This window comes from Reyranella soli (genome assembly GCF_007992495.1).
GTDB classification, from domain to species: Bacteria; Pseudomonadota; Alphaproteobacteria; order Reyranellales; family Reyranellaceae; genus Reyranella; species Reyranella soli.
This window is the reverse complement of record NZ_BKAJ01000013.1, coordinates 1-26,048: the sequence shown is the minus strand read 5'-3', so window position 1 is coordinate 26,048 and position 26,048 is coordinate 1. Positions and strand designations below refer to the sequence as shown.

The window sequence follows — 26,048 nt, the reverse complement described above, 5'->3', positions numbered from 1 at the left end:
GATGAAGTGGTTCGGCCCCCGGCTGAAGATCCAGATCGGCATCGTGCTGGTGCTGGGCATGTGCGTGCTGGCGATCTTCGCGCCGCTTCTGGCGCCGCACGATCCCTACACCCAGAACCTGATGCTGCGCCTCAAGCCGCCGGTGTGGGACGACCGCGGCAGCTGGGCCTATCCCCTGGGCACCGACAATTTCGGCCGCGATCTGCTGTCTCGCCTGATCTACGGCTCACGACTCTCCATCGTCGTCGGCCTGATGGCGATGCTGGTGGCGCTGACCTTCGGCACGACGCTGGGCCTGGTGGCAGGCTATCTCGGCGGCCGCACCGAGCAGGTCATCATGCGCTTCGCCGACGGCTATCAGGCGATCCCCGAGATCCTGCTGGCGATCGTCGTCGTCGCGGTGTTCGGTGGCGGCGTTGTCGTGCTGGTCCTGGTACTGGGCTTCGCCGGCTGGGAGAGTTATACGCGCGTCGCCTTCAACCTGACGCGTTCGTTGCGCGAGCGACCGTTCGTCGAGGCGGCGGTGGCGTCAGGAGCGGGCGGACGCTACGTGATGTGGCGGCACATCCTGCCGCAGATGTCGCCGGTGCTGACGGTGATCGCCACCCTGCAGGTCGGTCAGCTCATCCTGCAGGAGACGGCGCTGAGCTTCCTCGGCCTCGGCCTGCCGCCGCCGACCGCGACCTGGGGCAATATCCTGGCCGAGGGCCGCGACCGACTGCTGGTGGCGCCGTGGATCGCCAACCTCGCCGGCATTGCCATCGTGCTGCTGGTGCTGGGCGTGAACCTCCTGGGCAACGGCCTGCGCGAGACTCTGGATCCGCGGCGCGCCGACCGGCGATGAAAAAAAAAAGGGGGAGAGGGAATGAGTCGAGATCCGGTTCCGGCCTACTACAGGATCTACCAGGCGCTGAGCGAGCGCATCGCCACGGGTGCCTACAAGCTCGGCTCGCAGCTTCCGACCGACGCCGAGCTGATGGTCGAGTTCGGTGTCAGCCGTCACACCGCGCGCTCGGCGGTGGAAGAGCTGGTGTCGCGCAAGCTGGTGCGGCGCTTCCCCGGTCGCGGCACGTTCGTGCTGGAAAGCGATCCGGCCAGCCGCGACTGGAGCGCGCGCGCGCTGGAAGACCTCAAGATCGACGATCCCGACGCGCGCTTCGACCTGCACGGCATCGAGCGCCTGCCGCCGCATGGCGACGAGCGCGTGGCGGCGCTGCTGCAGGTGCCGGCCACCCAGCGCATCCTGCGCATCTCGTGGAGCCGCGTGCGGCCGACCGGGCCGATCGCCTTCTGTGCTGCCCACCTGCCGCAGGAACTGGCGGCGCGACTGCCGGCCGACATCGCCGAGCAGATGCGGTCGGCGCGGGTCATCCCCCTGATCGAGAAGTATTGCGGCGTGCAGGCCTTCCGTGTCCAGCAGGCCTCCTCGGCGATCGCGGCCGATGCCGAGCTCGCCAGGCGCCTGAAGGTCGAGGTCGGCGCGCCGCTGCTCCTCCTGCAGCGCATCTACTTCGATATCCAGGGGACGCCGATCTACTACTCGGACCTCTACGTCCGGTCCGATCGCTTCGTCCACAAGATCGAGCTTTTCCGCCACCACCAGCAGGTCGAACTGGCGCGTCCAGTGCCGGCTGGCCCGGAGGCACCAGCCACCAATCGTAGCGTGAGGTCCCCATCATGAAGAAGCCGTTCCATCTGGCGTGGTTCCTGTCCCAGGGCTATGGCCCCAAGAGCTGGCGCAGCGAGTTTCCCGGCAGCGACGTCCATCGCTGGATGATGCCGGACATTTTCGTCGATCTGGCGAAGGGCATGGACCGCGCCTGCTTCGACTACATGATCATCGAGGATTCCTCGAACGTGCCCTACACCTACCAGGGCTCGCACAATTCCTACCTCCAGTACGCGGCGAGCGCCCCCAAGCTCGATCCGGCTGTGCTGGTGCCGTATCTCGCCATGGCGACCAAGACTGTCGGCCTCGTGCCGACGCTTTCGGTGTCGGAGTATCCGCCGTACCTGCTGGCGCGGCTGGTCAATTCGCTCGACCATACGACCGAAGGGCGCATCGGCTGGAACTGCGTGACCGGCAGCAACGACGGCGCCGCCCAAAACTACGGCCACGAGAAGCACCGCCCGCATGATGAGCGCTACGACGTGGCCGACGAGTTCGCCGATGTGGTGACGAGGCTATGGGAGGCGTGGGAACCCGACGCGGTGGTGCTCGACCGCGAGAAGCCGATGTTTGCCGACGGCTCCAAGGTCCGTGCCATCAACCACGAGGGCAAGTACTTCAAGTGCCGCGGACCGATCAACGCCCCGCGCTCGCCGCAGGGAAGGGTGCCGATCTGCCAGGCCGGCGGCTCGCCGCGCGGCCAGCAATTCGCCTCGCGCTGGGCCGACACCATCATCACCGAGGGCGGCGGCAGCATCGAAAGCATGAAGGCCTATCGCGACAAGGTACGCCAGCAGGCCGCCGAGTACGGCCGCAATCCCGACGACATAAAGGTGCTGTTCCTCGCCCATCCGATCATCGACGTCAGCATGGAGGCCGCGCGCGACCGCGGGCGGATGGAGGCGGCCGAGGCTGAGAAGCATCTCGACCTGCATCTCTCAGGCATGTCGCGGCTGACCGGCATCGACTTCTCCAAGTTCGACCTCGACGAGCCGCTGCCCGCGCACCTCACGACCAACGGGCATCAGTCGTCGCTTGCCAAGTGGATCGGCAAGACGCCGCGCTCGATCCTGCAGAGCTATTCCCGCAAGGGAGGCATCGACTTCACCGGCACGCCCGACTACGTCGGCGGCCTGATGGCGGAGATCATGCAGGAGGTGGGCGGCGACGGCTTCCTGATCTTCAACAGCTACTTCGATCGGCGATACATCATCGAGGTGTGCGACGGCCTGGTGCCCGAGCTGCAGCGCCGCGGCGTGACCCGCAAGGCGTACGCCCACAAGCACCTGCGGGACAATCTGCTGGAGTTTTGATGGAGCGCGGACCTCCAGGTCCGCTTATGCTCTTCCGGACCGCGCGCATCCTGCGCGCTCATGAGTTATGAGCGGGCCTGGAGGCCCGCGGTCCGGTAAGATTCACTCGATCTTCACGCCGGCGTCCTGGACGATCTTCTTCCACTTGACGTTCTCGAGCGCGATGTAGGCCTCGAACTCCTGGCGCGATTCCTTGGCCGGGACGAAGGAGAGGCTCTTGAGCTTGTCCAGCACCTCGGGGTCCTTGAGGATTCGCATGACCTCGGCGCTGATCTTGTCGAGGATCGGCTCGGGCGTGCGTGCCGGCGCCGACAGTCCGATCCAGCCGACGGCAATGACGCCCTGGATGCCCTGCTCGGCGATGGTCGGCACGTCGGGCAGGAAGGGCGAGCGGCGCTGGTCGGCGATGCCGATCGCCTTCACCTTGGCAGCATTGATCGGCCCGACGGCGCCAGGCACGGCGTCCGACATCAGCTGGATGTCGCCTGCCTGCAGCGCCATCAACGCATCGGCATTGCCCTTGAACGGCACGTGCGTGAGCTTGATGCCGGCGGCGCTCTTCAGCATCTCGACGGCGAGATGGCTCGCCGAGCCGTTGCCCGATGAGCCGTAGTTCAGGTCAGCGCCGGCCTTCGCCTTGGCCACCAGTTCCGGCACCGACGTGATGCCGCTCTTGAGGCTCGCCATCAGCACCTGCGGCGTCAGGCCAACATTGGCGATCGGCGCAAAGTCTTTCTGCGTGTCGTAAGGCAGCTTGGGATAGATCGCGGGCGCGATGCCGTGCGTCGAGATCGTCACCATCAAAAGCGTGTAACCATCGGGTGCCGCCTTGGCGACGACGTCGGCGCCGATGCTGCCGCCGGCACCCGGCCGGTTCTCGACCACCACCTGCTGGCCCAGCGCCTTGGTGAGCTGGTCGGCCATGACGCGGGCCAGGATGTCGGTCGACTGGCCGGGCGGGAAGGGCACGACGATCTTGATCGGCTTGGCGGGCCAGGTCTGGGCGAAGGCGCCTGGTGAGACAGCAGCCGTAATGCCGAGAGCGAGAAAAAGACGTCGATGAAGCATGTGTGTCATCCCGAGCGTAGCGAGGGACCTTTCCTGTTGCCTCAAAGGTCCCTCGCTTCGCTCGGGATGACAACAGGTCGTGTAGCTAAGCCGCCTTCTTGTTCTGCTGGCCGGGATGCTCGCCTGCGATCTTGAGGAAGTTCTCCAGGATCTTGTGGCCGTGCTCCGAGGCGATGCTCTCGGGATGGAACTGCACGCCGTGGATGGGCAGCGACTTGTGGCGCAGGCCCATGATGATCTCGCCGGTCTCGGCGGTGACTTCGAGGTCCTTCGGGAAGCCCACACGGTCGACGACCAGCGAGTGGTAGCGCGTCGCCTGGAAGGGCGAGGGCACGTCCTCGAACACGCTCTGGTTCGTATGCTCGATGCCCGACAGTTTGCCGTGCATGGGCACGGGCGCCCGCACTACCTTGCCGCCGAACACCTGGCCGATCGCCTGATGGCCGAGGCAGACACCGAGCAGGGGCATCTGCGCCTTCGCCGCCGCTTTGATCAGGTCCATGCAGATGCCCGCCTCGTTGGGCGTGCAGGGGCCGGGTGACAGCACGATGCCTGCGGGTTTCAGAGCCATCGCCTCGTCGACGGTAATCTGGTCGTTGCGGTGCACGACGCAGCGCGCGCCCAGATCGCCCAGGAAATGGACGAGGTTGTAGGTGAAGCTGTCGTAATTATCGATCAACAGAAGCACGGCGGCACTCCATTACTGGGAGCAACTATAAAGGTCGAGTGCCAGGGCTGCGACTCCCATTCTTCATCGCCAGTGTCGATAGAGCTTCGTGCAACACGGCGGTCAAGACGCTACGCTGCAGGCACTACAGGGGAGTTCCGTGCCAGATACGACGCAGGCGGCCAGGCTGCTCGAGCAGCAAGTGTCCGTCCTCGAAATGATCGCGCGCGACGCGCCGCGGGACGATGTCCTGGCGAAGATCTGTCGCCTGGCCGAGACATTCGTGCCCGGCAGCATGGCGGGCGTCACCGTGCTCGATCGCGGCGGCATGACCTTCGAGCATTGCGTGATGCCGGGGGCCCCGACCTTTGCCGCGGGCATTCCCGGCGTCGAAGTCGGCCCGCCGCACGCCGGCACCTGCGCCGCCGCGGTCTTCGGCGGCGCGCCAGTCTCCAGCAACGAGGTCGAGAACGACCAACGCTTCGATCCGCTGTGGCGCAAGCTCAACACCGACCACGGCGTTCGCGCCATCCGCTCGCGACCGGTGTGCTCGGCCGACGGGCGCGCGCTCGGCAGCTTCTTCATCGCCTTCAAGGACGCTGCCCCCGACCCGCGGCCCGAGGAGATCGAGGCAATTGGCGCCAGGCTGTCGGGCTTCGCGCTGGAGCGGCACCGGGCGGCGGAGCGCCAGAGGCTGATCGTCGACGAGATGCAGCATCGGCTGAAGAACCTGTTCGCTGCGGTGCTGTCGATCGCCTCGCAGACCTCGCATGGCGGCGTCACGACCACGGATTTCCTGAAAGCCTTCGAAGGCCGCGTCCTCGCGCTGGCCAATGCTCACGACCTGCTGACGCGTGACGAATCGGCCGATCTCGCCGAGCTGACGCGCCGCATCGTCGCGCCCTTCGGGGGCGACGAATCGGTCGAGATCACGGGCCAGCCCTTCAAGGTGGCGCCGTCGGCCGTCGTGCCGTTCAGCCTGGTGCTGCACGAGCTCGCCACCAACGCCGCCAAGTACGGCGCGCTCTCGAGCAACGAAGGGCGCGCGCGCGTCTCGTGGAAGTCCTACCGCGGCGAGAACGGCGAGCGGCGCTTCAAGTTCAAGTGGGAGGAGATGGGCGGCCCGCGCGTCGCGCCGCCCCTGCGCAGCGGCTTCGGCACGCTCCTGATGAAGCGCGCCTTCGCCGACGTCGAGGGCCGGTCGCGGCTGGTCCATGCGCCCGAAGGCCTGCGCTTCCGCATCGATGCGCCGATGAGCGGCCGACTTGGCCGCTTGCACGAGGCCTCAAAAACCTCGTAGCCGCATCCCCACGCCGTTACGGTAATGTGACGGTCCGAAGACAACGAAGAAACGAACTTGGTCGTCGAACCCCTCATCATCGGGCTGCTGCTGCTGGCCGGCCTGATGCACGCGTCATGGAACGCGATCCTGAAGTCCGACACGTCGGATCGGCTGACGACCTTCGGCGTGATCATGACCACGGGCACCGTGATGGGTTTGGTCGCGGTGCCTTTCCTGCCGGCGATCGAGCCGGGCGCCTGGAAGTATCTCGCCTCGTCGGTCGCGATCCACGTCCTCTATTACGTCTTCCTGCTGAAAGCCTATTCCTACGGCGACCTCAGCCACACCTATCCGATCGCCCGCGGGCTGGGCCCGCTCCTGGTGGCGTTGGTGTCGGGCCGCTTCATCGGCGAGCACCTGCGGTCGCAGGACATCGTTGGCGTCGCGCTGCTGAGCTGCGGCCTGATCGCGCTCGCCATGCCGCTGAAGTCGGTCGTGGCGCGGCCGGGAGGCCGGCACGGGCTCGCCACGCTGTTCGCCGTGCTGACCGGCATCACGATCGCGGGCTACATCATCGCCGACGGGCTGGGCGTCCGCGCGGCCGGCCCGACCTTCGAGCACCGCCTGTCCTACATCGCCTGGCTCTGCGTCGTCGAAGGGCCGTGGCTGCTGGTCCTGGCAGTGGCGCTGCGGCCGCGCACGGTATGGGCCCATCTGAAGAAGAAATGGTGGCGCGGCGTGATCGGCGGCCTGATCGCCAACACGGGCTATGGCATCGCGATCTACGCCTTGGTGCTGGGGCCGATGGCGCATGTCGCGGCCCTGCGCGAGACCTCGGTGCTGTTCGGCGCCCTGATGGGCACGCTGCTGCTGGGCGAGCCCTTCGGCGCACGGCGCGTGGCAGCCGCGGCCGTGATCGTTATCGGCCTGACCTTGATGAACGGTCCGCAGCTCATTTGAGAGGGCGCATCTCGACCTCGAGCCGGGCCAAGCGGTCGAACAGCTTGCAGCGACCGTAGATCGGCCACCAGCCGTACAGAAAGATATCGAGCGGTCCCCACATGGCGACCCAACCCACGATCAGCAATCCTTCGGCGACGATGTGCGCTGCCGTCGAGGACGAGGCGAGGAGTAGGCTACGGGCGAATAGGCAGATGGCAAGAAAGGTGACGCCGATCAGTAGCGCCATGCGGCCGCGCCGCCACATGCCGCGCAGCAACCGCCGTTCGCTGTCGCGCCGCAGCTCGAAGTGGTGGCGGATGGAGGCGGGCACATGCTTGGCCTCGGGGCGCGCCAGCTCCTGGTCGGGCAGCATGATGACGAGCCGTATGGGTCGGCCGCCGGCGTCCTCGGCTGAGCCCACGATGTAGTCGTCGGCTGCGGCCTCCAGCTCCTTCTCCTGGAAAGGTGAGGGGTCGAGTGAATTGTACAGTCGCGGTATGCGATCGAGACGCAATTCTACTGCGACGGTCTCGACCTTGTCCGTGTCGCGATTCGCTGCCATGGCTGTGCCTAGGGCGGTTTCTGTCGTTGGAGCCGCGAGCGGCTCCAACGACAGAAACGCGCGCACGGGAATACGTTGATCACACAGGCACATTCCGTCCGGCTGATTACAGCCGGACGGAATGTGCTTTACGATTGTCGGCGACGGGACTGAACGATGTCTACCCGCAACCTCGACAAGATGATGACGCCGCGTTCGGTCGTTGCGATCGGCGCCAGCGCGCGTCCCGGATCGGTCGGCGAAGCCGTGACCCGCAACCTGCTGGCCGGCGGCTTCCAGGGCGACCTCCATCTGGTGAACATCAAGGGCGGCGAGATTGCCGGCCGTCCTGTGCTGAAGAGCCTGGCCGAGCTGAAGCAGCCGGCCGACCTCGCCGTCATCATGACGCCGCCGGAAACCGTGCCCCGGCTGATCCTGGAGCTGGGCGAGTGCGGCACGCGCGTCGCCGTGGTCATCACCGCCGGATCCGGCGAGGACAATGCGCGCTGGCGCAAGCGCATCCTGCGCGCGGCGCGGCCGTATCTCTTGAGAATCGTCGGGCCGAACTGCATCGGCTACGCCGCCCCCCGCGTCGGCCTCAATGCCAGCTTCGGCCCGAGCCAGCTCAAGGCCGGCCGCATCGCCGCCGTGGCGCAGTCGGGTGCCGTCCTGGCCGGGCTCGTCGATTGGGGCACCGCGCAGAACATCGGCTTCTCGCACCTGATCTCCATGGGCGACATGAGCGACGTCGATTTCGGCGACGTCTTGGACATGCTGGCGCGCGATTACGACACGCGCGCCGTGCTGATGTACGTCGAAGGCATCACCCAGGCGCGCAAGTTCATGTCGGCCGCGCGCAGCGTCGCCCGCATCAAGCCGGTGATCGTGCTCAAGGCCGGCCGCCATGCCGCGGCGGCCAAGGCTGCCGCCTCGCATACCGGCGCCATGGCGGGCTCGGCCGCGGTCTATGACGCGGCCTTCGCGCGCGCCGGGTTGGTGCGCGTGCATGGGCTGGGCGAGTTGTTCGATGCCGCCGAAACGCTGGGCCATGGCGGCGCGCCGCGCAATGAGCGATTGGCCATTCTGACCAACGGTGGCGGCACCGGCATCATCGCCACCGACCTGCTGATGGACGAGGGCGGTGAGCTCGCCTCGCTGCTGCCGCGCACGCTGGGCGTGCTCGACAAGGCGCTGCCGCGCGCTTGGTCGCACGGCAATCCGGTCGACATCGTGGGCGACGCCGATGGCGCGCGCTATGCCGCCGCACTGGATGCCCTGGCCGACGATCGCGGTGTCGGTGCGGTGCTGGCGATGAATGTGCCGACCGCGCTCACCTCGTCGGTCGACGCGGCGCGTGCCGTGGCAGGGGCAGCCGGCGCCAAGGTCGTGCCGGTGATCGGCTGCTGGATTGGCGGGCCCACGGCACAGGCCGGCCGCAACGTGCTGCACGAGGCCGGCATCCCGGCCTATGACACGCCGCTGCGTGCGGTGCGCGGCTTCATGCACATCGTGCAGTACCGCCGCGGCCAGCGCGCCCTGCAGCGCACGCCGCCCTCGGTGCCGCAGAGGCGCTCCGACACCGCCCTGGTGCGGGCGATCGTGGCAGGTGCGCTGAAGCAACAGCGCGGCATCCTTACCGAGCCCGAGTCCAAGCGCGTGCTGGCGGCCTACGGCATTCCCGCCGTGCCGACCGAGGTCGTGCTCGATGGCGCCGAGGCCGCGGCAGCGGCCGTGCGCATCAGTTTCCCCGTGGCGGTAAAAATCCTGTCACGCGACATCACGCACAAGAGCGATGTCGGCGGCGTGGCGCTCGACCTCGCCTCGGAGCAGGCCGTGCTCGACGCGGTGCGTGACATGATCGGCAAGGCGCTGGTGCTGGCCAACAAGGCCAGGATCGACGGGTTCGTCGTGCAGCCTATGATCAAGCGGCCGCGTGCCATCGAGTTGATCCTGGGCGCAGCCGAGGATCCGGTGTTCGGGCCGATCCTGATGGTGGGACACGGCGGCGTCGCGGCCGAGGTGGTCGACGATCGAGCGCTGGCGCTGCCGCCGCTCGACCCGGTGCTGGCCGAGGATGCGCTGAGCCGCACCCGCGTCGACCGCCTGCTGCGCGGCTACCGCGACCGGCCGCCGGCCAATCGTGGCGCGGTGTGCGACGTCATGATCCGCCTCTCCGAGCTCATCGCCGACGTCGACGAGATCGCCGAGCTCGACATCAATCCGCTGCTGGCCGACGAGCAGGGCGTGATCGCGCTCGATGCACGCATCGTCGTGCGGCCTCCGGCGGCGCAGGAGCGGGCGGCGCGCTTCGCCATAAAGCCCTATCCGGTCGAGCTCGAGACCGGGGTTGTGGACCGCGACGGCAAGAAGCTTTTCGTCCGTCCAATCCGGCCCGACGACGAGCCGCTGATCCAGGCCTTCTCGCGCCGGCTGACGCCCGAGGACATCCGCATGCGCTTCTTCGGGCCGATCCGCGAGATGTCGCACGAGTTGGCGGCACGACTCACTCAGATCGACTACGACCGCGAGATGGCTTTCCTGCTGCTCGACGGAAAGGACCTTTTAGGCGTCGGCCGGCTGGCCGCTGACCCGGGATTCGAGCAGGCCGAGTTCGCCCTGGTCGTGGCCTCCGACCGGCAGGGCCACGGCTACGGCACGTTGCTGCTGAACCACGTGATGCATTACGCCAAGGCGCGCGGCGTCAAACGCGTGGTGGGCCACGTGCTGCGCGAGAACCACAAGATGCTCGAGCTCACCAAGCGCCTGGGCTTCAAACGCGAGAGCGGGCGTGCCGGAGAGCCCGACATCCGCGTCGTGAAGCCCACGGCGTCATTGTAACTAATGTTTTGTCGACGCCTCTAAACTGAGGCAAAATAACGGCGACAGGCCAAGGCTTTAGAACCGACTGTTCAGATGGCGTCTAGGAAGAACAGAAGCAGGAAGGCGAACAGAAAGAGTCCGCAATTGCCGCCCGGCCTCGGTGAGCGCCTGAGGCAGCGATTCGACGGGCTGTTTGCGTGGCTTCACGCCCGCCGCTGGGTCGCCATCGTGGGTGGCGCGGTGCTGCTGTTCGGCGCCAGCCTGGTCGGCGGCTACTGGCTGGCCGAGCGGCTCGGAGCAGGCGACGGCGACCGCCTGGCAAGCGACACGCTCGAGGACATGAAGCGCGGATCGGCGACCGGACCTGCAGTCGGGCCGAAGTATGCGCGCATAGAAGATCTGCCCGACCTGCCAAAATACACCGAGGTCGAGCCGGGTCAGTCGTTGCCGACGCTGGAGGAGAAGCCGCGGCCCAAGGTGCAGCTCGCCGCCGCGGCATCGAGCGCTGAGACATGGCGGCGCAACGCCGTGCCGTTCCGCGACCTCAACAGCAAGCCGCTGGTCGCCGTCGTGATCGACGATGTCGGCCTGGATCGTCCGCGGTCGAAGCGTGCGTGGGAGCTGCCGGGGCCGCTCACCATGTCGTTCCTGCCCTATGCCAAGGACCTGCGCGAGCAAGCGAAGGCCGCGCGGGCTAAGGGGCATGAGCTGATGCTGCACCTGCCGATGGAGCCCAACGGTCGCAACGATCCTGGGCCCAACGCGCTGCTGGTCTCGCTGAGCGATGCCGAGTTGCGTCAGCGCACGACGGCCGCCCTCGACAGCTTCGATGGCTTCGCCGGCGTGAACAACCACATGGGCAGCCGCTTCACCGCCTTCAAACCAGGCATGGAGACCGTGCTGCGTCAGCTCAAGGGCCGCGGATTGATGTTCCTCGACTCGCGGACCAGCGCGCAATCAGTGGGCGACCAGCTCGCCCAGGAGATGGGCGTGCCGTCGATCGTGCGGCACGTCTTCCTCGACGACGAGGAGACGCTCGACGCGGTGCGCAAGAAGCTCGCCGAGGCCGAGGCAATCGCCCGCCGTCAGGGCTTCGTCGTGGTGATCGGCCATCCTCACGAAGTAACTCTGCAGGCACTCGGCGAATGGTTACCCGGCGTGCAGGGCAAAGGCATGGCGCTCGCGCCAGCTACAGCCGTGCTGCGAAAGAGAAACGGCTGGGAGTAAGTCCTCTTCTGGACCGCGCGCTTCCAGCGCGCCCATGATCATGAGCGCGCTGGAAGCGCGCGGTCCAGAAGAGTGGAGGAAATCAAAGTGCGTTACGCCAAGAAGGCGATGATCGTGGCTCCGCAGCCGGAGCCGACTGAAGCAGGCGCCGATGTCTTGCGCGAAGGCGGCAACGCGGTCGATGCCGGCATCGCCTGCGCCCTGGTGCAGGGCGTCGTCGATCCGATGATGTGCGGCATCGCCGGTTTCGGCTCGTGCGGCATCTACATGCCGGGCAAGAAGTTCCACGGCTACATCGACGCCCATGCCCCGGCGCCGCTCGGCGCGCGGCCCGACATGTGGGCCAACCTGATCGAGAGCGAGGCGCGCGACGGCTACGGCTTCATTCTGAAGGGCAGGGTGAACGACATCGGCTACAAGTCGATCTGCGCACCGGCGAACCTGAAAATGTACTACGAGGCGCACAAGGAGCACGGCAGCCTGCCGTGGTCGCGCATCGTCGAGCCCGCCATTGCCTGGGCCGAGCGTGGCTGGACCGTGCGGCCGCACGTCCACTACTGGTGGTCCGACGACGGCGCCTTTGGCCGCGCTCCCAACCACGAGCGCACCGGTTTCACGCCGGCCGCCCGCGCTCTCTTCTGCCGCGCCGACGGCAGCCCCAAGCGCGTCGGCGACCGTGTGGTCAATCGCGACTACGGCCAGGTGCTGCGCACCATCGCCAAGGACGGCGCCGATGCCTTCTATTCGGGCGAGATCGGCCGGGCGATCGCCGAGGACATGAAGAAGAACGACGCGCTGCTTTCCATCGAGGACCTGAAGGCGTGGAAGCCGGTGCGCAATCCGCCCCTGTGGGGCGACTATCGCGGCTATCGCGTCTCGACCAACCAGCCGCCGGGTGGCGGCGTCATGCTGCTCGAGATGCTGAACATCCTGGAGAACTTCGATCTCGCCGGCCTGGAGCACAATTCCACGGAGTACCTGCGCGTCGTCAGCGAGGCCATGAAGCGCGCCACCATCGACAAGGATGCCCATGTCGGCGACCCGAAGTTCGTCGACGTGCCGGTCGAGCGGCTGATCTCCAAGTCCTACGCCAAGACCATGGCCGGAGAGATCATGCGTGGCGTCAAGGCCGAGGTGCCGCGCTTCAACTCGGGCGCGGTCTCCAAGGACACCACGCACATCTCCGTCCTCGACAAGGACGGCAACTGCTTCACCATGACCCATTCGCTCGGCATGCCGTCGGGCGTGGTCACGGCCGGCCTGGGCTTCATGTACAACGGCTGCATGGGCGTGTTCGATCCGCGGCCTGACCGCGCGGGGTCGATCGCACCGGGCAAGGCGCGCTTCAGCTCGGTCGTGCCCTCGATCATCTTCAAGGACGGCAAGCCGCACCTGATCATCGGCGCGCCCGGCGCGACCCAGATCGCCATGGGCGTGCTGCACGTCGTGCTGAATGCGCTCGACTTCGACATGACCATGGTCGAGGCGGTGAGCGCGCCGCGCTTCTCGGCGACGTCCGATACGATCGACGTCTCCAACCGCATCCAGTTCAGGGTCGAGCGCGAGCTGCAGGGATTGGGCTATCCGGTGGTGCGGAGTCCCTACACCTTCGGCTTCGCCGCCGTGCATGGCATCCGGGTGCACGACGATGGTCTCGATGGCGGGGCCGACCCCGGCCATGACGGCGTGGTGATTGCCGTCTGACGCGACAGGAGCAGACGCATGAGCACGCGCGACATGACGCAATGGGAGACCGCGATCTGCAAGGTCGTGAGCAGGGACGGCGAGGAGGAGATCGTGGTCCGCGGCCATCGCCTCAGCGAGCTGATCGGCCGCTGCTCCTTCGCCGAGACGATGTTCCTGATGCTGCAGGGCCGGCTGCCGACGCCGGGCCAGGCGCGCGTGCTGGATGCGCTGCTGGTCGCCTCGATCGAGCACGGCATCGCGCCGCCTTCGATGATCAGCCGCTGCTTTGCGTCGTACGGCACATCGATCCAGGCGGCGGTGGGCAGCGGCATCGCCGCCTTCGGCGATCGCATGGGCGGCCTTGGCGAGCAACTGGCGCGGCTGATGGCCGGGCACCTCGTGCCGTTGGGCGATCCGGCGACGATCGGCGAGGAGCAATTGCACGCCGTCGCCGGGGCCATCGTCGATGGCGCGCGGCGAGAGGGAAGTCGTGTTCCGGGTTACGGCATTCCATTGCACGGCGCCGATCCGCGCGCGCCCAGACTGCTGGCGGTGGCGCGTGAGCACGGCATCCATGGCGCCTATTGCCGATTGGCCGAATTGATCGAGGCCGAGCTCGCCGCGGCACGCGGCGGCAGGGCCGTGCCGATGAATCTCGACGGCGTTGGGGCGGCGATCGCACTCGATCTCGGCTTCGACTGGCGCGCGACACGCCTGTTCCTGCTGACGGCGCGCAGCGTCAGCATGGGGGCGCACTTCCTCGAGGAGCAGGCACAGGATACGACTTGGCGCCATCTCCGGGCCGACCAGATCACCTATGTCGGCGCCGAGCCGGACCAGAAATAGGGCTGTGCTACAGGCCCGTTACGTGTGGTAATTGCCACATATCGACGGCCTGGCCGGGCCTAGCTTCCCCGCAGTTTTTTTGCGTTCAGGGGAGGCGTTCATGCCGGTCATGGATGCGAGCCGCACCGTCCCGTCGGCTGCCAAGGGCAGCGAGAGGAAGCGCTGGCGGACTCTGCAGAAACGCATCGAGCGGGCACGCGATCTGCGCCGCGCGGGCAATCAGGCCGAACAGGCCATGTGGGAGCTGCTGTGCACCCGGCCGCTCGGCGGAGCGCGCTTCCGGCGTATGCAGCCGATCGGGCCTTTCCTGGCGGCCTTCGTCTGCACGACGAAGAAGCTGGTGATCGAGATCGACGGCGAGGATGATGCCGGGCGGACGCAGTCCATGCAGCAGCTCGGCTGGCGAGTGGCTCGCTTCTCAGCGAAGGACGTGCTCGACGATCCCGAAGAGGCTTGGCGGGAGATCTTCCGGCTGCTGCAGGGCCCTTCGAGCGCCGAGGCCGAATCGTAGCTGTCACCCCGAGCGTAGCGAGAGGCCTTTGAGCCGCAGGAAAGGTCCCTCGCTTCGCTCGGGATGACAGTGGGCCTGTTTCCGGCATCGGTGATGCCGGATACTAAACCGGCATCGTCCGCTTCTGGTGCGCCCGGCCGATCTTGGCCACTTCGGGATTGTGCCCCGAGATGATGCGCACACCCTCATCGAGGCTGGCCGCGATCTTCTCGGCCGGGGCGCCTTCCAGGAAGGCGAGCTTGTTCCACTTGCAGGCGGAGAAGACGCGGGCGCGCGCCCGTTCCATTTCCGGCGGGTAAGGACGGCGCTGCAGGCTGGTGTAGCCCAGTGACAGGCCAAGATCGCCCGGTCCCAGCTCGGCAAACCCCAATCCAGGCACTGCCAAAATCTCCTCGCAATGCTCGACGCCGGGCGGACTTTCGATCTTTACACCGAGCAGAAGCTCGCCTTGCGGATTGAGCGGCCATGGCTCGCAGCGGGCGAAATACTCTTGTTGATCAATGCCCCAGACAGGAGCCGCTGTCGGCTCCGAGCCGCGGCCACGGCTGCCGATACCGATTTTGTCGACGCCTGCTTTGTGATGCGGGAAGCGGCAGGCGCGGACGAACTCCTTCACGGCGTCGGCCGATTCCGCTTGGCAGAGCAGGATGCCATGCACGCCGCGTCCCAGGATCTGGCGGAACTGCCAGGCGTTGTAGGCCACATTCGGCCCGTCGATGCCGTTGACCGGCGCCTCGACGATGATGGTCGGTGTGCGATGGCCGGAGTTGGTCGGACCGCCATCGACCAGGCCGCGCATGTAGTCCGACAAGCCCTTCATGTCGAAGTCGCCGTGCTCCATGCCGACATTGATGTAGTCGGCCCAGGTCTTGGCGTCCTGGCGGCCCTGCTCGTAGGTCAGGACATGACCGGTATGGGGGCCGTCGTAATAGAGCGCCTGGTCGGCTTCCAGGAGCTCGATGGCGCGGTTGATGCGTTTCGCCATTTGGCTTTCCTCCGTTTTCTTGGAGTGAGCATAGCCCTAGAGTTCCGGCAAAAGGGAGGAAACCATGAAGACCCTTGGCCGCCGCGGGATCCTGGCGGCGGCTGCGGCATTGGCCGCTTCGCCCGCTGCGCTCGGCCAGGCTGGCTTTCCCGACCGCGCCATCCGGTTCGTGGGCGGCTTCCCGCCGGGCGGACCGGCCGACCTTTCGGCCCGCATGCTGGCGCAGAGCCTCAGCGAGATCCTGGGCCAGCAGGTGGTGGTTGAGAACAAGTCGGGCGCCGCCGGCAACATCGCCTCGCTGATGGTGGCCGAGGCCAAGCCCGACGGCTACACGCTGCTGGTGGGCACCTCGATCATGAGCATCGTGCCCTCGGTGTACGACAAGCTGCCTTACGATCCCTACAATAGCTTCGTCGCCGTCGCCCACTTCACCACGATTCCGATGGTCATCGTCGTGCCGGCCGATGGTCCCAAGACCCTGCAGGAATTGATCGCGCTCCTGAAGAAGGAGCCGGGCAAATCCTACGGCACGCCCGGCAACGGCAGCCTGATCCACATGGGCAGCCTGCTGTTCTCCCAGCGCATTGGCGCGGAAACGCTGCATGTACCCTATCGCGGCTCGGCGCCGGCCATGCAGGACACCTTGGCCGGCCGCCACGCCTTCCAGATCGACACGCTGGGCAGCAGCAAGGGCTTCATCGATGGTGGTCGATTGCGCATCCTCGCCGTGTGCGCCGACCAGCGCCTGGCGGCGCTGCCGGACGTGCCGACGGTCAAGGAGATCACCGGCTTTCCGCTGGACGTCGTCACCTGGTACCTGATCTTCGCGCCGGCCGGCACGCCGCAGCCGATCATCGACAAGCTCAACACCGACATCAATCAGGCGATCAAGTCGCCCGCCATCGTCGACAAGGCCAAGGGGCTGGGCATGGAAATGGTCCAATCGACGCCGGCCTCGTCGAAGAAATTCTATGAAGAACAGATCGCCAAGTGGGCGCCGATCGTGAAGGCGTCTGGCGCCAAGGTGGAGTAGGGGGCAAACGATGAGTCTCACGCGACGTACCGCACTCGCCGGCCTGGCGGCGGCGACGCTTCCGGGCAGCGCCTTTGCCCAGGCCAACTATCCCGACAAGCCGATCCGCATGATCATCGCCTTTGCCGCCGGCGGTCCGACCGACATCGTCGGCCGCATGCTGGCGCCGCGCCTGAGCGAGATTTTGGGCCAGCAGGTCGTGGTCGAGAACAAGCCCGGCGCCACCGGCAATATCGGCACCGCCATGGTCGCCGACGCCAAGCCCGACGGCTACACGATCCTGTTCAGCGCCTCGACCATGGCGATGGCGCCGGCGCTCTACGGCAAGCTGGTCGGCTACGATCCGATGAACGGCTTCGACGGCATTGCCTATGTCGCGAGCGTGCCCCTGATCGTCGTGGTGCCGATGGACGGCGCCAAGTCGATCGGCGAGCTCGCCGACATGCTGAAGAAGGAGAAGGGGAAGTACTCCTACCCGTCGTCCGGCAACGGCGGGATGATCCATCTCGCGGGCTACCTGTTCGTCGAGAAAGTGGGCGGCGAGGCGCTGCACGTGCCCTATCGCGGCTCGGCGCCCGGCATGGTCGACCTGATCGCCGGCCGCCACGCCTTCCAGATGGACACGCTCGGCACCAGCAAGGGCTTCATCGAAGGCGGCAAGGTGCGGGTGCTGGCAGTCGCGGCCGACAAGCGCCTGCCGCAGCTGCCCGACGTGCCGACCGTGCAGGAGGCGCTGGGCTTCCCATTCTCGATCAATACCTGGTACGCCGCCTACGCCCCCAAGGGCACGCCACGCCCGATCGTCGACAAGCTCAACGCCGCCTTCAACAAGGTGCTGAAGGAGCCCGAGGTGAAGAAGTGGGCGGATGACCGCGCCATCGAGCTCATCCAGGATTCAACGCCGGCCTCGGCCAAGAAGTTCTATGACGACCAGATGACGTTCTGGGATCCCATCATCAAGCAGTCGGGGGCGAAGCCGGAGTAGGGGGCCACACGCTCTCTCATTCTCCTCCCCCGTCAAACGGGGGAGGCCGGGAGGGGGAAGGCCACGCAAAAAATGCATGCCTATGAGCCGATCTGATCTGAAACGATCGACATCAAGACTGGGGCTTTCCCCCTCCGCCCGCGATTACGCGGGCACCTCCCCCGAAGACGGGGGAGGTGAAGAGGACGGAGGCCTCTTCGCACAACGAGGAGCATCCAATGATCAAGTTCTACTACAACCTCGCCCCCAACCCGACCAAGGTCGCGCTGTGCCTCGAGGAGATGGGGCTGAAGTACGAGCTGGTGCCGGTCGACACCCGCAAAGGCGAGCAGCACACGGCTGAGTTCCTGGCGATCAACCCGAACGCCAAGGTGCCGGCCATCGTCGACGACGGCGTCACCGTCTTCGACAGCAACGCCATCCTGCTCTACCTCGCGGAGAAGACCGGCCAGTTCCTGCCCGGCACGTCGCTCAAGGCGCGCGGCGAGATGCTGTCGTGGCTGATGTTCGTGGCTTCGGGCATCGGACCCTATTCGGGACAGGCGGTGCATTTCCGCGCCTACGCGCCCAAGCAGAACGACTACGCCGTCACACGCTACACCTTCGAGGCCGAGCGCCACTGGAAGATCCTCGAGGATCGGCTTGGCAAGCATCGCTACATCTGCGGCGAGGCCTACACCATCGTCGACATGGCGGTATGGGGCTGGTCGCGCCTGATCCCCAATGTGATCGGCCAGGAGGCGGCGGCGAAGCTGCCCAACCTGCAGCGCCATCTCGCCGAGATTAGCGCACGGCCCGCGGCAGTGCGGGCGCTGGCGCTGAAGGAGAAGCACAGCTTCAAGACCGACATGGACGAGACGGCGCGGCTCTCGATGTTCCCGCACCTGAAGGTCGCCTGACAGGAAGCGCTCGACGTCGTCGACCTGGGCACGGCCTTCGCGCTGGTGGCCGAGGTCGACGGCGAGGTCTGCGCTATTGCATCGGCTCCATTGGTCTTGCCGCAATTGTCGGCTATCTTTGCGGATCACCACAGCGGTCCCGACATGTCGAACCCGCGCATTAGTTCAATTCCCAACGTCATGATGGGTAAGCCTTGCATCAAGGGTACCCGCATCACGGTCGAACTCGTCCTGCGCAAGCTTGGTGCGGGACGTTCCTTTGCGGATTTGCTCGAAGCGTATCCCCAGCTGACAGAGGACGATCTGCGGGCCGCGCTGGCTTTCGCGGCCGACTACCTGGAGCATGAGACTGTCATTGCTGCCGAGTGATGCGCTTTCTCGCTGACGAGAATGTTTCGCGGCAGGTTGTCGAAAGACTTCGAGCTGATGGCCATGAGGTGATCTCTGTGGCGCAATCCAACCGGGGAGCGTCAGACAAGCAGATAGTTGAGATCGCCAATGCGGACGGCCGCGTCCTGATCACGGAAGATCGAGACTTTGGCGAACTTGCCGTTCGTCAACGACTTGGCATCGCCGGAGTGATGCTCCTGGAGCTGGACCGCCTGACGAACAGCGCCGAAGCAGATCGTGTCGCAGACGTCGTATCCAGGCATGCCGACAAATTGCTAGGCAGTTTGGTTGTGATTGAGCCCGCCAGAGTGCGCCTCCGGCCGTTGGAATAGACTTCGCAGCGCTTTACGTCCGGGAACCCGGCGCGGTACTTTCGCGGCCCTAGAAGGAGTCCCCGATGGACCTGACGTTCGGCAAGGAAGAACTGGCCTTCCAGCAGGAAGTGCGCGACTGGCTGAAGGAGAACCTGACGCCCGAGATCGTGGGCGAGATCAAGGTCGGCCGGAACGCCTACATGCCCAAGGAGCGGCTGGTCGACTGGCAGAAGCGCCTGGCCAGGAAGGGCTGGCTGTGCACCGGCTGGCCCAAGGAATTCGGCGGCCCGGGCTTCACGACGACGCAGAAGTACATCTTCGAGATGGAGATGGCGCGCGCCGGTGCGCCTGGCACCTCGCCGTTCGGTCCCAAGATGTGCGCGCCGGTGATCATGAAATACGGCTCGGCCGAGCAGAAGGCCAGGCACCTGCCGCCGATGCTCAATTCCGACCTGATCTGGTGCCAGGGCTATTCCGAGCCCGGCTCGGGTTCCGACCTTGCCAGCCTGCGCACCAAGGCAGTGCGCGAGGGCGACTTCTATATCGTCAACGGCCAGAAGACCTGGACGACCCTGGCGCAGACTGCCGACTGGATCTTCTGCCTGGTGCGCACGTCGAACGAGGGCAAGCCGCAGGAGGGTATCTCCTTCCTGCTGATCGACATGAAGACGCCCGGCATCTCGGTCGAGCCGATCATCACCGCCGACGGCAACCGTGCCGGCACGCAGGAAGTGAACTCGGTGTTCTTCACCGACGTCAAGGTACCGGTCGAGAACCGGGTCGGCGAGGAGAACAAGGGCTGGACCTACGCCAAGTACCTGCTCGAGTTCGAACGCGGCGGCAATCCGTACAGTCCGCGCCTGCGCTCGGCCTTCGACCGGCTGAAGCGGCTGTCGCAGGCAATGCCGGACGGCGAGGACTCGATCATGGCCGACGTCTCCTGGCGCGAGAAGCTTGCGCGCATGGACATCGAGATCTCGGGCCTCGAGATGTTCGAGCAGGAGTTCTATTCGAAGCTGGCCTCGGGCCAGAACCCGGGCCCGCTTTCCTCGATGATCAAGCTGCGTGGGACCGAGGTCATGCAGCAGGTGCAGGAGTCGGCAGTCGAGGCCGCGGGCTACTACGCCCAGCCGTTCCCCGAGCAGCGCGCCTGGAACGCCAATGTCGAGCCGATCGGGCCGGAAGGCGCCGACGTGCTGGCGCCGCGCTACTTCAACGGGCGCAAGATGACGATCTACGGCGGCTCGTCGGAAGTGCAGCGCGGGATCATGTCGAAGGTCATGCTCGGCCTTTAGGCCGTGCATGACCCCGAGCGTGGCCGAGGGGTCTTCTCTTCCGCTGACGCAATGAAGATAAGGTCCCTCCGCTACGCGCCTTCGGCGCTCCGGTCGGGATGACGGGAGTGGAAAATGGACTTGGCGTTCAACAAAGAAGAACTCGCCTTCCAGAAGGAAGTGCGCGACTGGATCACGGCCAACATGCCGCCGGAGGTGGCCGAGGAGAGCCGGCGCAGCCGCACCAGCCACGTCTCCAAGGAACGGCTGCTGCAGTGGCAGAAGAAGCTCGCGGGCAAGGGCTGGCTCTGCCCCAACTGGCCACAGGAGTTCGGCGGCACGGGCTGGAACTCGACGCAGAAGTTCATCTTCGAGATGGAGATGGCGCGGGCCGATTCGCCCTATCTTTCCTCGTTCAGCATCAAGATGGTGGCGCCCGTGCTGATGAAGTACGGCAGCGAGGCGCAGAAGAAGCGGTTCCTGCCCAAGATCGCCGCGGCTGAGGAGCTGTGGTGCCAGGGTTATTCAGAGCCGGGCTCGGGTTCCGATTTGGCGTCCTTGCGCACCAAGGCGGAGCGGCAGGGTGACCATTACATCGTCAACGGCCAGAAGATCTGGACCACCAACGCCCATTTCGCCGACTGGATCTTCTGCCTGGTCAGGACCTCCAACGAGGGCAAGCGCCAGGAGGGCATTTCCTTCCTGCTGATCGACATGAAATCGCCCGGCATCCGCATCGATCCGATCTACCTGGTCGACGGCACGCGCACGCCGATGCGCCACGAGGTCAATCAGGTCTTCTTCACCGACGTGAAGGTGCCGGTCGAGAACCGGGTGGGCGAGGAGAACAAGGGCTGGACCTACGCCAAGTACCTGCTCGAGTTCGAGCGCGGCGGCCAGGCTCACGGGCCGCGCCTGCGCAAGGCGTTCCGCCATCTGCAGACGCTGTCCAAGAGCCAGATGGACGAGGGCGAGCCACTGTCGCTCGATCCGCAGTGGCGCGAGAAGATGGCGGCGCTCGAGATGGAGATCGATGCCATCGAGATGAATGAGCTGATGTTTTACTCCAGCCTCAAGACCGGCGACGCGCCCGGCAACATGGCATCGATCGTCAAGATGCGCGGCACCGAGGTCGGGCAGAAGATCACCGAGCTCGCCGTTGAGGCGGTCGGCTGGTACGGCGTGCCCTTCACCGAGCTCAGGAACTACGACAGCAACATCGTCCCGGTCGGCGGCGAGTATGTCGACGACGTGGCGCCGCGCTACTTCAACAACCGCAAGACCACGATCTATGGCGGCTCGTCCGAGGTGCAGCGCAACGTGCTGGCCAAGGCGATGCTGGGACTATGAGAGCTTGTACTGCCTCTGAAAGAACGCCGAATGCAGACCGCCCTGGGGCGGTCTGGCCGCGATGTGTTGGGTGACCTGAGAATTCCTGGAACTGTTTCCAGCGACCATCAGCATGACGCGATTTACCGGAATGGTCATGAGCGTCTCGCGCTTCAGCAGTTCGTCGAGAATGTCCTCAGGCTCGCCCTCGGGAACGGCAATCCAATATCTCAGGGCTTTGAACATGCTCTGCGTTTCGGGGCCGTATGCCTTGTAGTCGCCGGCAACGTAATGCGTCCCTAGAGTTTCGATCCTGGCGATGCAGATCGGTTCTCCCTCGCTGTCCGGATCTTCCGCGCTGTGATCGGTATGCAGGCCGTGCGGTTGGGGAACCGTGAATTTTCCGTACGCGCAATGGCCTTTGCGGTAGCGCGCCGACGGGACGAGTACGCTCATCATCTCATCGACATCGTCATTATAGAGGCGCACATAGTTCGCCATCGTGTCGGGCGTACCGTTGGCGAATGTCTCTAGAAGCCAGCTGTCATTGACATATACCGTTTTGACATCGTCGAAGTGCTTGGCATGCTCATGGATCTCATTCGTTGCGGCCTCGCGAAATCGGGCAATCGGCAGGGGCAGGCGGGTATGCGCTTCGCGGTCGTTGAAATTCGCATGCAGGCGTTCCATGACCGACCACTGGTCGGAAGAGAGCTGCACCGGCTCCAGGATTTTCAGTCTGGCTGGTAACGCGGCCCATGCCTGACGAAGAGCTGTCATGACCGTCACTCTATTTGCGTCATCTTGGAGGGCGTTTGAATGCACTACAACCGGCTCGGCCGCAGCGGCCTGAAAGTTTCCGAGGTCTGCCTCGGCACCATGACCTTCGGCAACGGCGCCGACGAGGCCGAAGCGGCGCGCATGGTCCATGCCGCGTTCGATGCAGGCGTGAACTTCTTCGACACCGCCGACGCCTACGTTAACGGCGTCTCGGAAGCGATGCTGGGCAAGGCGCTGAAGGGCCGGCGGCCGGACGCCGTCGTGGCCTCCAAGGTATTCAACCCCATGGGCGGACGGCCCAACGATTCGGGCATGTCGCGGCTGCATATCATGCAGGCGGTCGAGGCCAGCCTGAAGCGGCTGCAGACCGACTACATCGACATCTATTTCATCCATCACGTCGACATCCAGACGCCGCTCGAAGAGATGCTGCGCGCCTTCGACGACCTCGTGCGCCAGGGCAAGATCCTCTACACGGCCTGCTCCAATTACGAGGCGTGGCGGCTGATGGAGGCGCTGTGGCTCGCCGAGACACGCGGCTGGACAGGATTCGCGGCGTACCAGCCGCAATACAGCCTGGTGGTGCGCGACATCGACGAGGAGATCGTGCCGGCCTGCGAAGCCAAGGGGCTGGGCGTCGTCGCCTGGTCGCCGCTGGCCTCGGGTTATCTCGCGGGCAAGTACAAGCCGGGCGACCTCAAGGCTCAGGGAACGCGGTCGGCCGAGGGTTGGGGCTTCCAGGGCCGCTTCTTCGCGCCCAATCACGCCGAGATCCTGCAGGCGCTGCTCGATACGGCGCGCGATATCAACCGCTCGCCGGCCCAGACGGCGCTGCGCTGGGTGATGGACCAGCCCTTCATGACCAGTGCGATCGTGGGCGCGCGCAATGCGCAGCAGCTTGGCGAGACGCTGGCTGCCGGCGGCTGGCGCCTGCCAGAGGAGGCGAGGGCCCGGCTCGACAAGGTGTCCGCGCAGCCGCATCGCTATCCGCGGGCATTCGAAGAGTCCATGGTCGATCGCCGCAACAGCGCGGTGAAGATGCCGTCGCTGAAGAAGTAGAAAGGTCGATGCCGACCTCGATTTGGTACGGTGACAGCACTGCTTGCACGTCGGTCAGCGACACAGGCCGTGGTATGACCGAGGCGGTGACACCTAGATATGGCCGCTGCTGGAGCGCCAAAAGTCGCAATAAACGAACCCGGCTTGGCCAGCAGGCGCTGTATTGACTAAAGTTATTGACGAGAACGGCGGTTTTCATTAAAGTGCGAGCGTCTGTCGCTCTATGCATCGTTTATCCAACCGTTAGCCAGACCGCTCCCGCCTGGAGCCGGACAAGATGGACTCCAAGGATGCAGTTAAGCTGGAGGGGCAGCAAAAAATGCAGAAAATGCAAGAAAAAGCAAAAGCGGCGTTGATTCAATGAATTAGCGGGCGGGCGGCCAACCTGCAAAAATTGGCAGAAAATGCAAAAATTCACAGCAAGGCGCCTGCACTGCATGCACCCCTCCGGCAAAGCCGAGAGGCGGGCTGCGTGCGCTGGCGCATACGGCACCTTGCTGTCAAAGCCACTGTCACGAGCTATCAGCGTGGAAAGACGATGACGTTTCAGCCGAAGGTCGGCTCGCTGAAGGAACGCTTCAGCGCACTGCGCACGCTGAGACCCTTCATTGCGATGGTCTGGCGGGCCAGTCCCGCCCTGATGGCCACGTCGCTGCTGATGCGGCTTGTCCGTGCGCTGATACCCGTGGCGGCGCTCTTTATCGGCAAGCTGATCATCGACGACGTCGTGCAGCTGGTGCAGATGCCCGAGCGGCCGACCACGCTGGAGGGCTGGCTGGCGAGCGGCCATCTGAACTGGCTGGCGACGCTGCTCGGCGCCGAATTCGCCCTTGCCGTCCTCTCGGACGTGCTGATCCGCATCGTCTCCCTGGTCGACGGTCTCCTGTCGGAGATGGTGACGAACAGCTCGAGCGTCAGACTCATGGAGCATGCCGCGTCGCTCGACCTCGAGGACTTCGAGGATGCCGAGTTCCAGGACCAGCTCGAGCGGGCGAGGCGGCAAACAAGCGGGCGGCTGACCCTGATGGCGCTGCTGCTCGCCCAGGCTCAGGCCCTGGTTACGGTGGCGACGTTCGCGGCCGGTCTGCTGCTCTACGCCCCTTGGCTGATCGTGCTGCTGCTGGTGGCGTTGCTGCCGGTGTTCCTGGGCGAGCAGCATTTCAACGCGCGGAGCTACTCCCTGGACTTTGGCCGCACGCCGGAACGACGTGAGCTCGACTACGTGCGCCAGACGGCGGCCAGCGTGGAGACGGCCAAGGAAGTGAAGATCTTCGGCCTGAACCGTTGGCTGATCGATCATTACCGGCGGCTGGCCGACAGCTTCTACGCCGCCAATCGCCGGCTGGCGCTGAAGCGCGCCGGCTGGGGCAGCCTGTTCGCCGCCATCGGCACGGTCGGCTACTACCTCGCCTATGCCTACATCGTCTGGCGCACCCTGGGCGGTGTCTTCTCGATCGGCGATCTCACCTTCCTCGCGGGCTCCTTCGCCCGGCTGCGCGGCCTGCTGGAACAGTTGCTGACGACCTTCTCGACCATGGCGGCACAGGCGCTCTACCTCAACGACCTGTTCTCCTTCTTTGACATGCGGCCGGAGATCCTGTCGCCGGCCAATGCGCGGCCGTTCCCCAAGCCGATCCGCGAGGGTTTCGTCTTCGAGGATGTCGGCTTCATCTATCCCGGCGCCGAGCGCTGGGCGGTGCGGCACCTCAGCTTCACCCTCAAGGCGGGCGAAGTCGTGGCGCTGGTTGGCGAGAACGGCGCCGGCAAGACGACGCTGGTGAAGCTGCTGACGCGGCTCTACGACCCGGACGAGGGACGCATCCTGCTCGACGGTCACGACCTTCGCGAATACGACCTCGACCAGCTGCGCGGCAGCATGGGCGTCATCTTCCAGGATTTCGTGCGCTACAATTTCACCGCCCGCGACAACATCGCGGTCGGCCGCGTTTCCGCCCAGCACGACCAGGCGCGCATCGAACGGGCGGCGCGCTCGAGCCAGGCCGACGAGGTCATCGCCGGATTGGCCGCGGGCTACGACCAGCGCATCGGCAAGCGCTTCAAGAACGGCGTCGAGCTGTCGGGCGGCGAATGGCAGAAGATCGCCATCGCGCGGGCCTACATGCGCGAGGCGGAGGTCCTGATCCTCGACGAGCCGACGGCGGCGCTCGATGCACGCGCCGAGTTCGAGGTCTTCCAGCGCTTCAAGGAGCTGAGCCGCGGCAAGACCGCCGTGCTGATCTCGCACCGCTTCTCCAGCGTGCGCATGGCCGACCGCATCTTCGTCCTGGCCGACGGCAAGCTCGAAGCCGCCGGCACGCACGAGGAGCTGGTGGCGAAGCCTGGGCTCTATTCGGAGCTGTTCGAGCTACAGGCGGCTGGGTATCGGTGACTGGGAGCGCGGGCCTCTGGCCCGCATCATGATCATGAG

24 protein-coding genes are annotated in these 26,048 nt (G+C 65.7%); 19 read left to right on the top strand and 5 right to left on the bottom strand.

Translation table 11 applies throughout. The features are described 5' to 3' along the window. The first annotated feature begins 1 nt into the window (after position 1). Genes RSO01_RS03995 through RSO01_RS03985 form a run of 3 tightly spaced genes read left to right on the top strand, consistent with a single transcriptional unit; the run spans position 2 to position 2,982 of the window. Complete coding sequence (locus RSO01_RS03995) at positions 2 to 844, top strand: ABC transporter permease (protein ID WP_147146443.1); 843 nt, start codon at positions 2 to 4, stop codon at positions 842 to 844. A 21-nt stretch (positions 845 to 865) separates the two neighbouring features. Further along, complete coding sequence (locus RSO01_RS03990; RefSeq protein WP_147146441.1) at positions 866 to 1,681, top strand: GntR family transcriptional regulator; 816 nt, start codon at positions 866 to 868, stop codon at positions 1,679 to 1,681. Then, entirely contained in the window at positions 1,678 to 2,982 is a 1,305-nt protein-coding gene (locus RSO01_RS03985; RefSeq protein ID WP_218037231.1) for an NtaA/DmoA family FMN-dependent monooxygenase, read from the top strand. Before RSO01_RS03990 ends, RSO01_RS03985 begins: the two co-directional genes overlap by 4 nt. Positions 2,983 to 3,084: 102 nt before the next feature. On the opposite strand, the gene RSO01_RS03980 is transcribed toward RSO01_RS03985, so the two are convergent. Together RSO01_RS03980 and RSO01_RS03975 are read right to left on the bottom strand one after the other, a co-directional pair. Next, positions 3,085 to 4,050: a Bug family tripartite tricarboxylate transporter substrate binding protein gene (locus RSO01_RS03980; protein ID WP_170302828.1), complete on the bottom strand. Its 966-nt coding sequence runs from the start codon at positions 4,048 to 4,050 to the stop codon at positions 3,085 to 3,087. Positions 4,051 to 4,135: 85 nt separating this feature from the next. Beyond that, positions 4,136 to 4,738, bottom strand: a complete 603-nt coding sequence (locus RSO01_RS03975) for an anthranilate synthase component II (protein ID WP_147146435.1) — start codon at positions 4,736 to 4,738, stop codon at positions 4,136 to 4,138. 139 nt (positions 4,739 to 4,877) lie between these two features. Here RSO01_RS03975 and RSO01_RS03970 point away from each other — a divergent pair, with 139 nt between their 5' ends. Further along, the gene (locus tag RSO01_RS03970) at positions 4,878 to 6,017 is read left to right on the top strand and encodes a sensor histidine kinase (protein ID WP_147146433.1); all 1,140 of its coding nucleotides are present in this window, start codon (positions 4,878 to 4,880) and stop codon (positions 6,015 to 6,017) included. A gap of 57 nt (positions 6,018 to 6,074) precedes the next feature. Beyond that, positions 6,075 to 6,959 carry an EamA family transporter gene (locus tag RSO01_RS03965; protein ID WP_147146431.1) on the top strand — a complete coding sequence of 295 codons (885 nt, stop codon included), beginning with the start codon at positions 6,075 to 6,077 and terminating at the stop codon, positions 6,957 to 6,959. On the opposite strand, the gene RSO01_RS03960 is transcribed toward RSO01_RS03965, so the two are convergent. Continuing rightward, positions 6,952 to 7,503, bottom strand: coding sequence for a hypothetical protein (locus RSO01_RS03960; protein WP_147146429.1), 552 nt, complete (start codon positions 7,501 to 7,503; stop codon positions 6,952 to 6,954). The genes RSO01_RS03965 and RSO01_RS03960 overlap by 8 nt on opposite strands. 156 nt (positions 7,504 to 7,659) lie before the next feature. On the opposite strand from RSO01_RS03960, the gene RSO01_RS03955 reads away from it, so the two are divergent. The 5 genes from RSO01_RS03955 (at position 7,660) to RSO01_RS03935 (ending at position 14,572) form a co-directional block, all read left to right on the top strand. After that, complete coding sequence (locus tag RSO01_RS03955) at positions 7,660 to 10,320, top strand: bifunctional acetate--CoA ligase family protein/GNAT family N-acetyltransferase (protein ID WP_147146427.1); 2,661 nt, start codon at positions 7,660 to 7,662, stop codon at positions 10,318 to 10,320. 126 nt (positions 10,321 to 10,446) lie between these two features. Further along, complete coding sequence (locus RSO01_RS03950) at positions 10,447 to 11,529, top strand: divergent polysaccharide deacetylase family protein (protein WP_170302827.1); 1,083 nt, start codon at positions 10,447 to 10,449, stop codon at positions 11,527 to 11,529. Positions 11,530 to 11,616: 87 nt separating this feature from the next. After that, entirely contained in the window at positions 11,617 to 13,233 is a 1,617-nt protein-coding gene (locus RSO01_RS03945) for a gamma-glutamyltransferase family protein (protein ID WP_308933082.1), read from the top strand. A gap of 18 nt (positions 13,234 to 13,251) precedes the next feature. Next, a complete protein-coding gene (locus RSO01_RS03940) occupies positions 13,252 to 14,061 on the top strand; it encodes a citrate/2-methylcitrate synthase (RefSeq protein WP_147146422.1) in 810 nt (269 codons plus the stop codon). Between the two features lie 100 nt (positions 14,062 to 14,161). Further along, positions 14,162 to 14,572 (top strand): endonuclease domain-containing protein, encoded by a 411-nt coding sequence (locus RSO01_RS03935; RefSeq protein ID WP_147146421.1) that lies wholly within the window; start codon positions 14,162 to 14,164, stop codon positions 14,570 to 14,572. 103 nt (positions 14,573 to 14,675) lie between these two features. On the opposite strand, the gene RSO01_RS03930 is transcribed toward RSO01_RS03935, so the two are convergent. Continuing rightward, positions 14,676 to 15,557, bottom strand: a complete 882-nt coding sequence (locus RSO01_RS03930; protein ID WP_147146420.1) for an aldolase/citrate lyase family protein — start codon at positions 15,555 to 15,557, stop codon at positions 14,676 to 14,678. A 64-nt stretch (positions 15,558 to 15,621) separates the two neighbouring features. Between RSO01_RS03930 and RSO01_RS03925 the strand changes: the two genes are divergently transcribed. The 7 genes from RSO01_RS03925 to RSO01_RS03895 all read left to right on the top strand — a co-directional run bounded on the left by RSO01_RS03925 (position 15,622) and on the right by RSO01_RS03895 (position 21,802). Beyond that, positions 15,622 to 16,590: a Bug family tripartite tricarboxylate transporter substrate binding protein gene (locus RSO01_RS03925; RefSeq protein ID WP_147146418.1), complete on the top strand. Its 969-nt coding sequence runs from the start codon at positions 15,622 to 15,624 to the stop codon at positions 16,588 to 16,590. 10 nt (positions 16,591 to 16,600) lie between these two features. Continuing rightward, positions 16,601 to 17,575 carry a Bug family tripartite tricarboxylate transporter substrate binding protein gene (locus RSO01_RS03920; RefSeq protein WP_147146416.1) on the top strand — a complete coding sequence of 325 codons (975 nt, stop codon included), beginning with the start codon at positions 16,601 to 16,603 and terminating at the stop codon, positions 17,573 to 17,575. Between the two features lie 218 nt (positions 17,576 to 17,793). Beyond that, positions 17,794 to 18,474: a glutathione S-transferase family protein gene (locus RSO01_RS03915; protein WP_147146414.1), complete on the top strand. Its 681-nt coding sequence runs from the start codon at positions 17,794 to 17,796 to the stop codon at positions 18,472 to 18,474. 45 nt (positions 18,475 to 18,519) lie between these two features. Then, on the top strand, positions 18,520 to 18,843 hold the full coding sequence (locus RSO01_RS03910) for a DUF433 domain-containing protein (RefSeq protein WP_246158047.1): 324 nt from the start codon (positions 18,520 to 18,522) through the stop codon (positions 18,841 to 18,843). After that, on the top strand, positions 18,843 to 19,196 hold the full coding sequence (locus tag RSO01_RS03905) for a DUF5615 family PIN-like protein (protein WP_147146413.1): 354 nt from the start codon (positions 18,843 to 18,845) through the stop codon (positions 19,194 to 19,196). Before RSO01_RS03910 ends, RSO01_RS03905 begins: the two co-directional genes overlap by 1 nt. A 65-nt stretch (positions 19,197 to 19,261) precedes the next feature. Then, a complete protein-coding gene (locus RSO01_RS03900; RefSeq protein ID WP_147146410.1) occupies positions 19,262 to 20,473 on the top strand; it encodes an acyl-CoA dehydrogenase family protein in 1,212 nt (403 codons plus the stop codon). A 114-nt stretch (positions 20,474 to 20,587) separates the two neighbouring features. Further along, positions 20,588 to 21,802 carry an acyl-CoA dehydrogenase family protein gene (locus RSO01_RS03895; protein WP_147146408.1) on the top strand — a complete coding sequence of 405 codons (1,215 nt, stop codon included), beginning with the start codon at positions 20,588 to 20,590 and terminating at the stop codon, positions 21,800 to 21,802. Here the strand turns inward: RSO01_RS03895 and RSO01_RS03890 are convergent. Further along, entirely contained in the window at positions 21,797 to 22,561 is a 765-nt protein-coding gene (locus RSO01_RS03890; RefSeq protein WP_147146406.1) for a hypothetical protein, read from the bottom strand. The genes RSO01_RS03895 and RSO01_RS03890 overlap by 6 nt on opposite strands. A gap of 39 nt (positions 22,562 to 22,600) precedes the next feature. On the opposite strand from RSO01_RS03890, the gene RSO01_RS03885 reads away from it, so the two are divergent. Beyond that, positions 22,601 to 23,620: an aldo/keto reductase gene (locus RSO01_RS03885; RefSeq protein ID WP_147146404.1), complete on the top strand. Its 1,020-nt coding sequence runs from the start codon at positions 22,601 to 22,603 to the stop codon at positions 23,618 to 23,620. 538 nt (positions 23,621 to 24,158) lie between these two features. Beyond that, complete coding sequence (locus RSO01_RS03880; RefSeq protein WP_218037230.1) at positions 24,159 to 26,009, top strand: ABC transporter ATP-binding protein; 1,851 nt, start codon at positions 24,159 to 24,161, stop codon at positions 26,007 to 26,009. Positions 26,010 to 26,048: the final 39 nt, after the last annotated feature.